The sequence below is a fragment of the uncultured Rummeliibacillus sp. genome (assembly GCF_934216135.1).
Classification (GTDB): domain Bacteria; phylum Bacillota; class Bacilli; order Bacillales_A; family Planococcaceae; genus Rummeliibacillus.
Map to the genome: position 1 here is coordinate 1 of NZ_CAKQBI010000048.1, position 13,202 is coordinate 13,202.

The window sequence follows — 13,202 nt, forward strand, 5'->3', positions numbered from 1 at the left end:
AAATAAGACGGCAATTGGCTTTTTTTGTATTGAATTTCATTTACACAACTAAAAAACGCAAGTTTTTCAGTGCCCTCCCCTTTAATTAGGGTGGTTTTTTTGTTAGCTTAAACGGAGGTGCTGCATAATGGCACAGAGAGTCTATTACTAATTTATGGTCAATCAAAGCAGAAACACTAGTGATGAAACAAAGTAATAGCTTAATGAACAATAAATTAAATAAATTACTTACTAAACCAACTAAGTAGTTTGAATGTTTATTAAATTAAGATAAAATATAATTGGAACAAACAGGGGTGAATAAAAGATGGAACCTAAATGGCTAGAATGGGCAAAACAGCTTCAATCCATCGCACAAGCAGGACTAACCTATTCTAAAGATGTATATGATTTGGAAAGATTTGAATTAATAAGAAATATTAGCGTTGATATATTGGCACAGTACACAAATATGGACAATAAAAATATAAAAGAACTTTTTGCAAATGAAACAGGATATGCAACACCTAAAGTGGATATCAGAGCTGTTGTATTTAAGGGTAATAAAATATTAATGGTAAGAGAAAATACTGATGGGTATTGGTCGTTGCCAGGAGGCTGAGGTGATATTGGATTAACTCCAAGTGAAGTTGCGGTCAAGGAAGTAAAAGAAGAATCAGGGTTTGATGTTAAAGTATTAAAATTGTTAGCTGTTCTTGACACGAAATGCCATCCTCATCCACCTTCTCTATATCACGTTTATAAAATTTTTCTCCAATGTGAAATCATTGGAGGGCAGCCGCAAGAAGGTATCGAAACAAATGCAGTTGAATTTTTCGCAGAAAATGAACTACCATCTTTATCGATAGCTTGAAATACAGAATCACAAATTAAATTAGCATTTAAACATTTGCATAATCCTCAAGAACCTACCTATTTTGATTAATATTCTAAGTTGAATGTCCTTTGTTATTTAACTATCGCGTTCTATGGTTGAATAAAGAGAGAGGAGTCAGCAGTAAATCGCTGGCTTTTTTATTTCGTATCAGGAACATAATGCGACATAACAAAACACCTTATTGAGGTGTATTTTTTATACCCTTTTTACACTATTAAAAAATGGGGAGCATTTTTTAAAGAATCTCGAGGTTAAGTGAAATAGCGGGCTTATAGTGATGATTTCGATTACAAGTAATTGCACAGAACAAGAACTGATCCAATTAGCTATAGATGAACAAGTAAAAGTGTATCCAATGAGTATTCTGTATGTGGAGAAGGATGATTCAAATCCAAAAGTGTTACTTGGATATGCAAATTTGACAGAGTAATGAAGGTGTAGCACGATTGAAAAAGCATGTTTTTTTCATTAGGTAAAATGGTATTTATAATAATTAGGAGCCAGATTAATTATATATACTAAAAAACGATTCTACTAGGTACATACAAAGAAATTTGTATGCACTTAGTATTTTTTTTGTACAAAATACATTAATCTTGTTGAAAAAATATTGTTTTTTCTTGAAAACATAGAGAACACACCTATAGCTAACTTTTATTTCTCCGTATACTGACTAGGAACTAACGTTCAAATAAATTAAGGAGGTGTAGTGTATGGGTTTAAATTCATTTAGGCGAAGTAGAAAGAAATATTCGTACCAACTATCTAGAAAGCAGTTTCCTATAATATATAATTCTACTACTTCGCTAAGGGAGAGTGTATCGGCGAATCGTGGCTATTCTTCGACGGGAAATATTCGTTTTCGTAAGTTTACGGAGCAACAGATTAATCAGTTTTGTAACTATAATCCAGTAAAGGATTTTGATCGTTGCTTAGCTCAAAGTATTAATGCTGTTCCATCAAGATGGACACGTAGTCAAGTAGAACAGATTCAAATCAACGCAACGAATACGGCTCCGCTTATTATGGAGCCATTCCCAAGAATCTCAGCAGATTTATGGATCTGGGATATGTGGCCATTGATTGAGAAAGACGGGTCAATTGCCGTCCTTCCTGGCGGATGGCGGGTTCTCTTTGCATTATCCGTTCCGCGTAGTGTTCTTCCAGGAAAACGCCATGACGTTGCGCGCATTAGTTATTTTTATTCGCGAGATGGTGTGAATTGGATTCAGGGAGGCTATGTATTTGAGGAAGGAACTGCATTAGGTTCCAGACAATGGGCAGGTTCTGCCATGATTGATAACGGTAGGATTTATTACTTCTACACAGCAACGGGGAGACGCGGAGAAACGCAAATTACGTATGAACAACGAATTGCGTTAGCGAGTAGTAGTTTTATTTCTGACAAAGATGGCGTACTGCTAGTAGATTTCTCACCGCATGAAGTGATTTTGGAACCAGATGGTGTGCTTTATCAGACAGAGGAGCAATCCAGCGGTGGAATCATTTATGCATTTCGTGATCCATTCTTCTTTAAAGATCCAGCAACTGGCTGTGAGTATTTATTGTTTGAAGGCAACATCGCAGGAACTTCTGCAGATATCAACTGCGGTCCAGGTGTTCCAAGTGATGCAGCTGAATTTACGGGGAATATAGGGATTGCCTTATTGCGCAACAATTCTTATAACAGCTGGCAGTTACTACCCGCATTATTAGAAGCAGGATGTACCAATCAACAAACAGAACGACCACATATTGTTGTGAGAAATGGTTCGTATTATTTATTTACGGATTCACATCGTTCGACTTTTGCGCCAGGGGTTACAGGTCCAGATGGACTATATGGATTTGTTGCAAGATCCCTTAGAGGAAACTATCGCCCGTTGAATAATAGTGGGTTAGTTGTTTCAAATCCACCTTCAGAGCCTTACCAAGCGTATTCTTGGCTTGTACTGCCTGACTTTTCAGTGTTGAGTTTTATCGATAATTTCAACTTGCAAGGAATTCCAATTGATGAAGTAGGATTATTGCCAGAGCAATTCCAATATGCACATTTTGGCGGCACACTAGCACAAACACTTCAATTGGCGGTTTCAGGTACGACTACTGAGATTATAGCTGTCTATGCATATGGATTAATGATGGTTTCTGGAACAGAGAGTCCTAAATGTGATTGTAAAAATAGTAAGAAAAAAAGTTCATGTGAATATTGTAATAGAAACGTAAAAGAAAATATCAAGGATAAGTTAAAAAAAATAATAAAAGGGTGAGTCACTATGAGGCATAATTTTAATAATGAACGGCATAGAGGTCATCATGGAGCCGGTCAATTCACTTCTCAGCAATTCCCGATTGCGGGATCTAGTGGTAGGGAGTTTTCACCGATACCAGGTGGCGGCTCAAATCATAATTTCCCAAGCAGTTCTACAGGGAATAACTCAGCGAATTTCCGTTCTTTTAGTCAACAACAAGTTCAAAACTTTTGTAACTATAAACCAAAAAGAGATTTTAACCGATGTTTAAGCCAACATTTAAATGCGGTTCCATCAAGGTGGACACGTGAACAAGCAGAGCGAATTCGAATTACACGAGAAAACTCTGCTCCAGTTATTAGTCCGCCTATTCCACGAATTTCAGAAGACTTATGGGTTTGGGATATGTGGCCATTGCAAGAGAAAGATGGCTCAATAGCAGTTTTACCAGGTGGTTGGCGCGTACTATTTACACTGTCTGCCCCACGAAGTGTTTTGCCGAACAACCGGCACGATGTAGCAAGAATTGCATATTTTTATTCAAGAGATGGACTGAACTGGATACAAGGTGGTCTAGTATTTGAAGAAGGTACCGCATTTGGTTCACGTCAATGGGCAGGTTCTGCCATGATTGATAATGGTAAAATTCATTACTTCTACACAGCTTCTGGAAGAAGAGGCGAAGCACAAATTACGTATGAACAACGTATTGCTTACACAAGCAGTGGCTTCGTATCTGATTTGGATGGTGTTGAATTTGTTAATTTTACACCGCATCAAATTATTTTAGAGCCAGACGGTGTCCTATACCAAACGTTAGAGCAATCCGAACAAAGTGAAAGCACTATTATTTACGCTTTCCGTGACCCATGGTTTTTCAAAGATCCTGCAACAGGCTGCGAGTACCTGCTATTTGAAGGTAATATTGCAGGAAATAACTCAGAAATTAACTGTGGTTTAACAGGTGAATTGGAACAACAAGCAAGTCAATATACAGGGAATATTGGGATCGCTTTATTAAGAAACAATAGCTACACATCATGGCAGTTATTACCTGCATTACTTGAAGCGGGCTGTACAAACCAACAAACAGAGCGACCACACATTATTGTGAGTAGTGGTAGGTACTATTTATTTACAGATAGTCACCGATTCACATTCGCACCAGGGTTAACCAATGGACCAGGACCTGACGGATTGTACGGTTTCGTGGCAAATACACTGCGCGGTAACTACCAGCCATTAAATTCAGGTGGTCTTGTTGTATCGAACCCAATTGAAGAACCGAACCAAGCTTACTCTTGGCTTGTTTTGCCAGACTTCTCTGTTTTAAGTTTCATTGACACATATAACTTACAAGGCATCACAACGGATGAGTTAAGCAATTTGCCAGAGTCATTTCAAATTGAACACTTTGGAGGAACTCTTGCACCAACATTGCAGTTAAGGGTTTCTGGTAGAACAACAGAAATTGTCGCTGAGTACGATTTTGGTTTAGTCATGGTATCTGAAACAGAAAGTCCAAAATGCTGCAGGAACGGTAATGAGGATGGCCCTGAAAACGAAAGATGCCAAAGTTGCGAATGTCGAAATCACAACGATGATTGTGGATGCAGACAAAATGATCATCATAAATGTAGAGACTACGATGATGAATGCGGATGTAAACACAATGATCATCATAAATGTGGAGACTACGATGATGAATGCAGATGTAAACACAATGATCATCATAAATGTGAAGACTATGATGATGATTGTAGATGTAAACACAACGATGGTAAATGTAGAAGATGTGGGTACGATGATGGGAAAGGCAACGATGAGTGCAAATATAAGCAAAATGATCATAGATGTTCATGTAATTCATCGATTCAATTTCCAAAGTTAGACCCAAATCGATTCGTTGAAAGACCAAGATGTGGATGTTCGAATAATTAAAATCTTCATATAGTATATAATGCTAAACTATTCCACTAGGTGCATACTTAAATTTGTATGCACCTAGTTTTTTTATCACAAATAACTGTTTGCGTTGATAAAACCTCATTTCATCAAGATGATGTTTGTATTGAAGAGTTATTTGGTAAAGGACTTAAATGTTCATGAATCAGAAGCCAGTTATCAAACTCCTTGACAAAGACATTGGTGGCTCTTCCATAACCACATGTATATTTTTCGTTTATATATCCTTCGTAGAAATATGTATATGTACAGGTTGCTGAATGACTTCCAGCATATAGCCATTTTACATCTCGAGCTTCATAATTCTCGTTTTTCACTAACGACCAAGCGTTTTCAAAGTATGACTTTATTTCTTCGTGAGTCGTGCAATTCTGATCGGTGAAAAAATAGAAATGAATTGGAAGGAAGGTTTTGTTGTAACAGTTCATAGATTTAGTTGTAGTAGAATTATGTTCCAAGTAAAAGAACTATTTCTCCCAACTTGAACAAGGAAATACGATTAAAAGTAGAGAATAATAGTATGTGATTAGCTTTTTGATTTCAGCAGGGGGATGGGGAAAAGTAATGCAAGAATTTATATATCATATGGTTCCAGCAGACATGAGGGGAGATAAACTTATTTCTCTGAATTCATTGGAAACGGCTCACCCTGAATTATATGAAAAGTACTCTAAAAAATATTTTGATCACCCGGAAAGGGTAAAACTTCTAAGAAGACAAATTCCAAAATTGAATTGTCTATGGAATGATGTTATTCATTTCTCACCCTTACATCCTTATCATGTCTATAACGCTCTTACTGAGTTAGGTATTCAAATTAAGGAGGAACTCAAATTTTATAGAGTACCGATTCAAAACTTAAAAAATAATAAGAATGCTATTTATATGTATTCAAAGGAAACATACAGAGGTCCCAATAATGATATAGATGAAGATGATATTAATTTCATAAATATTAATGATTATAAAGAAATGAAAGAAATCCCTTCAGTGACAGTTGAATATTATAAAGATGAAAAGGAAAAGGGAAATAAATTTGGTCTGTTCGCATTTATCCCGCATTTATTAACCTATGGAGAAGTTGACATAAAAGATGCAGAGATAATTACATGGAACAATCTGTAATAAAGAAATTTTACTTAGAGCAAGAGCAGTCACTTAAAAGTTTTCTCTTTTTTTGCATAAATAAAACAAACTAAAAAATGAGTCCGGTGCAATACCGAACTCATTACTATTTATATAGAATTTTTTCTGATTTTTCACTTCAAATGAATAAAACATGAGCAGCTTATATCTATTTTGAATGGCCTATAACTTTTATTGTATCTGCCTTCATAGTCGGTACGGAGTTGCTACCACCGATTTTTGTTGTGTAATTCCATTTTTGGCCTAAAGTTCCCCAGATTTCTACAAAATCACTGTCAACAGCATCGGTTGTATTAGGATAATAGACTGCGATGATATCGTCCCAGATACCATAACCTTTATCAGTCAATTGAACTAAAAGAGTTGTCTTCCCGTTGTCTTCCATAGCTTGCATAACGTGGCCTTTAGTAATGTGATATGGCTTCCCAACATATTTATCTTGGGATTTGTTTAACATCCCATATGAGAGTGTATTTTCATTTTTCAGGGCAGTTTCTTTCACTTTTTTCTTAGCTTCTGCAATTTGTTTTTGTACATATGCTTTCTTAGCTAATGCATTATCAATAGTAAGATTCATTGTTTGTTGATCATCATTAGCGGTAAAACTTAACTTGTATGTTGCTGATTGTTCCTTTTTATCAACTGTGCCGCTTAGTAAATAATGATGGTCATCTTTCTTTTTAAGAGTTACATTTGCACCTTTAACGATTTCTGGTGTATAACCATCTTTAACTTCAATTTTAACTAAGAAATCACCGTTTCTATCGGCTTTAGTTTCAGCTTTATCGTAAGTGTAAGCCACAGATTTCTTTTCTTTTTTCTCAACTGTCTTACTAGAAGTAGTCTCATCCTTTTTACTTGAACTGTTTTCAGATGGTGATAGGCTTCCTGCGATAATAATGAGTACTATAGAAATTACAAATAAAATACTAGAATTTCTTAATTTTCGTTTATAATTTTTTTTGCTATTATTCTTTTTCACTGCTAATAAAAGCCCAAAAATTACTACACTGATTATTGATACTACTAATAATAAAACCCCTACAACTCCAAATAATGCATCCAAAAATAAAATTCCTCCTATAAATTGCTATCATATAGCCACTTTTTAATATCTCGAATTCACTATACTAATAGTAACTTATATTAATCGCTTTTCAATAAAAACTTAATTTTTATAACATTTTATAGCTTTTTGAGTACTTTTTTATAATAGAAAGTAATCTATTAATACTACAAATAATTATTATAATTCAAAATACCCCATTATTATGTAACTTGAACGAATTCTTTAGAATTAAAATATTCATTAACTAAAAAATTTGGTTTATAGGGTGTAAAATATCGTCTGAAAACTCCTTTATATAGTATAAGCACAATAAGTTTTTAGTGTGAGATACATCTCATATGTTATTGTGCTCGCTTTACCTAAGAGGCCTCAAAGGTTTAGCAAAAAGGAATAACAAAAATACTATTAAGGGGGAATTATTTATGGTAAATCAATTCGTCATTAGTTCAGGACATGGAAAATATGTACAAGGAGCAATTGGTATTTTAAATGAGGTCACTGAAGCACGTAAAGTCGTAAATCGTGTATATGAGATTTTAACAAACAATTATAATGGAGCTGGCTTCAAGTTCCATGATGATACATCCACAACACAAAGTCAGAACTTATCTACAATCGTAAATTATCATAATAGTAAAACTCGTATTTTGGATATCAGCGTCCATTTTAATGCGGCTACTGCATCCGCAACGGGATCAGAATGTTTATATTATAGCGAGTTAACCTTATCTGCAAAAATGTCAAAAGCCATGGCAAATGCACTAGGCATTACTGATCGTGGAGCAAAAGAGCGTCAAGAGTTATATTTTCTTCGTAATACGTCAAAACCTGCAATACTTTTAGAAGTTTGCTTTGTAACAAGTGAAAAAGATGCCGCTGCTTACCGAGAGAATTTTGAGAGACTATGTCAGGCCATTGCAAAAGTAATAGCTGATAATTTAGGCTATACAAAGAAAGCAGCATCGATTAGTAATGCCACTAGGTAAAGTAAATATTTGAAACACACCAAAAAAGAGTAGCGATTGCTACTCTTTTTTATACAGGCTTATACAAGCTGGTAAAGGGGGTTCATAAAAGTATCTTATGCTTCTGGATAGTCGACATGTAAAGGAGGTAGAATAAGCCATCCTTTTTCTTTACTAAGTTTTAGTAATTTTGCACCCAGTTGTTCTTTTTTCATATGGAATTGAGCGAACATCATGCCAATATCTTCTCTAATCGACATACCGATAGCTTCACTGCATGCTAAAAGGCCAGAGACCATATCTCTTGAAAGAGCAGCACTTATTTCTGGGTCATTAAATCTAGCTCCAGCTGGAATGTCCTCTAATTTCGCATTTGGACGTTCAGGAGGCGCAGGTGGAAGAGCTATGCCATTTACTTTTAAGATAATTTCTAATTGCTCATTCTCTTCTTTGCAACACTGTATAGCATCTTCAATGATTTTGGCTAAATCTTTATCACCAGTATGATTAAAAAATGTTTGATAAGCAGCTATTAATCCGTTGTTTGTTGCGACATTTGTCCATATTGCCATAACTTCACCATAGTGTAATGGTTGATCTTTTGGGTTACCACTTAGAATGCCCATGTTAACACTCCATTTCCTTGTTTTGTTTAACAAGAACAGGATGTGATAAACGTTTGAATATTATACTACAGAAGCATTGTAAGAAATTATTCGAATAAGTAATTAAAGCTACAGTGGAATACATACTTTTTAACTTATTTCTGGATGTTATTTTGTTTTTAATACCACCTCTAACAAACAAAATAATATATAACGAATCGAATAGTGTTTGTCTTATCAGAATATGATATTAAGAAAAATTAATAAACGTAGTGTTAAAAGTTGGAGGTGAATAAACATGCATACCATGATACCTTATTTTTTATTAGGAATTTCTTTAGCTGCTCCTATTGGACCAGTAAAAGCAACATTATTAAACTTAGGAATCAAAAATGGTTTTTTTCATGCTTGGTTTTTTAGTTTAGGAGCAATTGCAACTGATTTAACCTATATGTTTTTAGTATATTTAGGAATTGGACGTTTTATTGAATATCCGTTTATTAAATCGATATTATGGTCTTTTGGCTGCTTTGTTCTTCTGTATACAGGAATAGAAAATTTACTGACTATGCATAAAGTTAAGTTGAATTCTAATTTTAAACGTATTATCCGTCTTAGGCATTCATTTATATCGGGTTTCCTGATAGCGCTTCTAAATCCTTTAACAATTCTGTTCTGGTTGGGTATTTATGGTTCCGTCTTAGTAGGTGGGTCTAATCTAAACACTTTTGAAATCGGAATGTACAGTGTCTGTATTTTGTTAGGCATTCTATTAGTAGATTTCATAATGGCTTCAATTTCAAGTGGATCGCGGAAGATATTATCTTCTAATTTTTTAAATGTAGTATCAGCAGTTTCATCAATTTCTATGATAGGATTTGGTATACATTTTGGGATACTTGCGTATAAATCGTTATTCTAAAGTATTTCTTCCTTAAAAATAATAATGAGCTTTTCCTATTACACATAAATAAAACACTTCTGGACATGATAAATATATTACTAAATCACATAGAGGTGTTTTTATGCAAAATAATAGTGGAAAAGAGGAAAAGGTTAGCGTATTGTGCATAATTAGCTTAGCGTCAATACCACTTGTAATGACACTTGGTAATTCAATGCTTATCCCAGTTCTTCCTATTTTAGAAAAGAAGGTAGACATCTCTTCATTTCAATCAAGCATGATCATTACAAGTTACTCAATTGCTGCTATTTTACTTATACCTGTCGCCGGTTATTTGTCAGATCGATTTGGACGGAAAATTGTTATATTACCTAGTTTAATCTTAGCATTTATCGGGGGTCTTATTTCTGCATTTGCATCCTGGAAACTGGATAGTCCTTACTTTGTAATTATAATTGGTCGTATTTTACAGGGGATTGGCGCTGCAGGTGCAATGCCAATTGTTATGCCATTAATAGGTGACCTTTACAAGGGCGATGATGAAAAAACAAGTGCAAGTCTTGGGATTATCGAAACTTCTAATACATTTGGCAAAGTGTTAAGCCCAATCCTGGGTGCTGCATTTGCAGCTTTTTTATGGTTTCTCCCTTTTTTCTCTATCTCCATATTTAGCCTAATATCAATCCTTTTGGTTATCTTTTTTGTTAAGTCCCCAAAAGAAAAAGCTCCTCCAGTCGCATTTAAGGATTTTGTTCAAAGAGTCAAAAAGACTTTTAAAGAAGAAGGAAAATGGTTATTTGTAGTCTTCTTAAATGGGATTTATGTGATGCTTGTTTTATTCGGTATGTTGTTTTTCTTATCAGAGAACCTTGAAAAAGCACATGACATAAAAGGAGTAAAAAAAGGTTTTGTCTTAGCCATTCCACTATTAATGTTATGTATTGCTTCTTTTGTTACGGGTCGAAAAATAAAAGGCGATCTAAAAGCCATTAAGAGAATGATACTGATTTCTTTAGTGATTACTTCAATTAGTATTGTGTTTGTAGGGTTTTTAAAAGAAAATTTAATATTTCTTTTAGTTGTAACAAGTATCGCAGGTATTGCGTTAGGAGCTCTACTCCCAGTGCTTGATGCAATCATTACTGAAAATATAAGAAAAGAGGAGAGGGGTACAGTTACTTCTTTCTACAGTTCAGCACGATTTATCGGAGTAGCAGCAGGGCCGCCGATTATGTCGCTTTTAATGAAAAATAATTTAAATGCATTTTATATTGCTTCATGTGTTTTAGGGATTATACTTTTATTTTTAGTTATAAAGTTTATTGATATTCAAGCAATTGGTCAACAAGCAAAAGCGAATGCAAAATAATCAAAAAGACCGATTACAAATGGATCGGTCTTTTATTTATACTTTAATTAATAGCAATACATATGTAAGGAAAAAACTTGAAAATACTTAAGATGGGATAAGGGTATGTATTTTCCTGCTAATCATTATCCTATACGAAATTTTTGGGGAATCATATATTGTATGTAGATGGGCTTATGAAGAAACAGAAAGGACTGAAATTATATGCCAAAAAAATTCGTAATCAGTTCAGGGCATGGTGCTAAAGTTCCCGGAGCATCTGGGATATTAAATGAACATGAAGAAGCGAAAAAGGTTGTAAATCGAGTCTTCTCTATTCTGACTAATAATTACAATGGCTCAGGTTATAAATATCATGAAAAAACAGCAACATCACAAGATCAAAACTTGGCGAATATCGTGAATCACCATAATAGTAAGTCGCGTTCATTGGATATTAGTGTACATTTTAATAGTGCAAGTGCGTCTGCGACGGGGTCGGAATGTTTATATTATGATGAGAAATCATTGTCTAAGAAGATGTCAAAAGCAATGGCTGATGCACTCGGAATTTTAGATCGTGGTGCAAAAGAACGTAAAGAATTGTACTTCTTACGTAAAACGGTAAAACCAGCTATTCTTTTAGAGGTTTGCTTCGTTACTAGCGAGAAAGACGCTAAGGCGTATAGAGAAAATTTTGAAGGTTTGTGTCAAGCAATTGCAAAAGTTATTGCTGATAAATTAGATTACAAGAAAAAAGAAAGCAAGCCTAAGAAATCAGAATATTACACAGAGGGTAACGGCTTATATCGTATAAAGAAGAAATGTTGGGCATACAGCAAACTTAAGTTCGATAAGAAAAATCGTGTGGAAGTTTGTCCTGAAAATACAGTTTATACAATTGTTGATATTGTAAAATACGGTTTGGTGTATCGTTTGAAAACAAAATCAGGTTTGTATATTACTGCAAAAAAAGCATTTGTTGAGAAAGTATAAAGCCCTACCAAAAATAACATCTTTTTCATTATTAAACTAGACCGGATTATCGACAAGAACTGGTATTTATTTCCTCAAAGTGTTGTTACTCTTATTTATCCACAAACTATGGTATAATGAATATGTTGTTATTATTTTAAAGGGGAGATAAACATGCTAACTAAAATTAAAAAAGTTAAGTTTCAACCCGAATTTAAAGATCCAGTTTATGAGGTAATCCTAGATTGCCCAAAGGAAAATAAACTTTACATTAAATTTGATTATAAATACAAAAATCAAACTTTTAAGCCTTCTCTAGTTAATTATAATAAGGAAAACAAGGGAACAAAACTTGCTTGGTACACACAAAAAGTTGAGAAAATGACCGTTCAAGAGTTTCTAGGTCAAATCGCTCAAAAGATAAATAAGAAATATAACTTTAAGTTCAAAGAAACACTTTAATATAACTTAAATCCTTAAAGAATAACTAAGCACATCTAAATTAGATGTGTTTTTTTAATTGTATAAAATTTTTTTATTTTCGAATTTCATTAGACAAATGGGTATCTGTAGTGTATAATAAAATCAATAAGAACCTCAATAGAGGAAAAGTTAAATTCACGTGTTACAAAGAGTGATCGTGTATTTTCGGTACTTTTTGTAATATGTGAATTTTTTCTTTTGAAAATCTTATATATTAATTTAATTAAATGGAGGTCATTTAAATGACACAAGGTACAGTAAAATGGTTTAACGCAGAAAAAGGTTTCGGTTTTATCGAAGTTGAAGGCGGAGCAGACGTATTCGCTCACTTCTCAGCAATCCAAGGCGAAGGTTTCAAATCTTTAGATGAAGGCCAAAAAGTTCAATTTGACGTTGAAGATGGTCAACGCGGACCTCAAGCTGCAAACATCGTAAAACTTTAATCTTTGAAGAAGTATCAAAAGAGGAATCCTTTTAATAGGGTTCCTTTTTTTGTGAGTAGGCTTTTTATTTTTTTTAATATGAAGGAGATTCCGTGAGAGTATAAAATATTTTGTGTAAATAGAAATTTTAATAGAAAAAGGAAGACCTTTTCTTGATAGAATAAAGTCAC

Annotated in this window: 13 protein-coding genes and 1 pseudogene; 11 read left to right on the forward strand and 3 right to left on the reverse strand. The window is 34.1% G+C overall.

All coding sequences use genetic code 11. The features are described 5' to 3' along the window. Positions 1–307 precede the first annotated feature (307 nt). From Q0977_RS16955 to Q0977_RS16970, 4 genes and pseudogenes are all read left to right on the forward strand, one after another. A pseudogene (locus tag Q0977_RS16955) lies at positions 308–925 on the forward strand (NUDIX hydrolase). Positions 926–1,154: 229 nt separating this feature from the next. Then, entirely contained in the window at positions 1,155–1,307 is a 153-nt protein-coding gene (locus Q0977_RS16960; RefSeq protein WP_158582430.1) for a hypothetical protein, read from the forward strand. Between the two features lie 283 nt (positions 1,308–1,590). Further along, on the forward strand, positions 1,591–3,147 hold the full coding sequence (locus Q0977_RS16965; protein WP_299516045.1) for a glycoside hydrolase family 68 protein: 1,557 nt from the start codon (positions 1,591–1,593) through the stop codon (positions 3,145–3,147). 6 nt (positions 3,148–3,153) lie between these two features. Next, on the forward strand, positions 3,154–5,070 hold the full coding sequence (locus Q0977_RS16970; RefSeq protein ID WP_299516047.1) for a glycoside hydrolase family 68 protein: 1,917 nt from the start codon (positions 3,154–3,156) through the stop codon (positions 5,068–5,070). 113 nt (positions 5,071–5,183) lie between these two features. On the opposite strand, the gene Q0977_RS16975 is transcribed toward Q0977_RS16970, so the two are convergent. Next, complete coding sequence (locus Q0977_RS16975) at positions 5,184–5,522, reverse strand: nuclear transport factor 2 family protein (RefSeq protein WP_299516061.1); 339 nt, start codon at positions 5,520–5,522, stop codon at positions 5,184–5,186. A gap of 136 nt (positions 5,523–5,658) precedes the next feature. Between Q0977_RS16975 and Q0977_RS16980 the strand changes: the two genes are divergently transcribed. Further along, complete coding sequence (locus Q0977_RS16980; protein ID WP_124218630.1) at positions 5,659–6,219, forward strand: group-specific protein; 561 nt, start codon at positions 5,659–5,661, stop codon at positions 6,217–6,219. Between the two features lie 169 nt (positions 6,220–6,388). Here Q0977_RS16980 and Q0977_RS16985 read toward each other — a convergent pair whose 3' ends face one another. Further along, on the reverse strand, positions 6,389–7,306 hold the full coding sequence (locus Q0977_RS16985; RefSeq protein ID WP_119417349.1) for a hypothetical protein: 918 nt from the start codon (positions 7,304–7,306) through the stop codon (positions 6,389–6,391). Positions 7,307–7,731: 425 nt separating this feature from the next. Here Q0977_RS16985 and Q0977_RS16990 point away from each other — a divergent pair, with 425 nt between their 5' ends. Continuing rightward, positions 7,732–8,295 (forward strand): N-acetylmuramoyl-L-alanine amidase, encoded by a 564-nt coding sequence (locus Q0977_RS16990; RefSeq protein WP_158582429.1) that lies wholly within the window; start codon positions 7,732–7,734, stop codon positions 8,293–8,295. A gap of 95 nt (positions 8,296–8,390) precedes the next feature. On the opposite strand, the gene Q0977_RS16995 is transcribed toward Q0977_RS16990, so the two are convergent. Continuing rightward, on the reverse strand, positions 8,391–8,900 hold the full coding sequence (locus tag Q0977_RS16995) for a DUF3231 family protein (protein WP_299516052.1): 510 nt from the start codon (positions 8,898–8,900) through the stop codon (positions 8,391–8,393). A 277-nt stretch (positions 8,901–9,177) separates the two neighbouring features. Here Q0977_RS16995 and Q0977_RS17000 point away from each other — a divergent pair, with 277 nt between their 5' ends. From Q0977_RS17000 to Q0977_RS17020, 5 genes are all read left to right on the forward strand, one after another. After that, the gene (locus Q0977_RS17000; RefSeq protein ID WP_119417346.1) at positions 9,178–9,801 is read left to right on the forward strand and encodes a LysE family transporter; all 624 of its coding nucleotides are present in this window, start codon (positions 9,178–9,180) and stop codon (positions 9,799–9,801) included. A gap of 103 nt (positions 9,802–9,904) precedes the next feature. After that, the gene (locus Q0977_RS17005) at positions 9,905–11,152 is read left to right on the forward strand and encodes an MFS transporter (protein ID WP_299516055.1); all 1,248 of its coding nucleotides are present in this window, start codon (positions 9,905–9,907) and stop codon (positions 11,150–11,152) included. A 204-nt stretch (positions 11,153–11,356) separates the two neighbouring features. Beyond that, complete coding sequence (locus Q0977_RS17010) at positions 11,357–12,127, forward strand: N-acetylmuramoyl-L-alanine amidase (protein WP_299516057.1); 771 nt, start codon at positions 11,357–11,359, stop codon at positions 12,125–12,127. 153 nt (positions 12,128–12,280) lie between these two features. Then, on the forward strand, positions 12,281–12,568 hold the full coding sequence (locus Q0977_RS17015; RefSeq protein ID WP_119417343.1) for a hypothetical protein: 288 nt from the start codon (positions 12,281–12,283) through the stop codon (positions 12,566–12,568). Positions 12,569–12,831: 263 nt separating this feature from the next. After that, positions 12,832–13,032, forward strand: a complete 201-nt coding sequence (locus tag Q0977_RS17020) for a cold-shock protein (protein WP_119417414.1) — start codon at positions 12,832–12,834, stop codon at positions 13,030–13,032. Positions 13,033–13,202 lie beyond the last annotated feature (170 nt).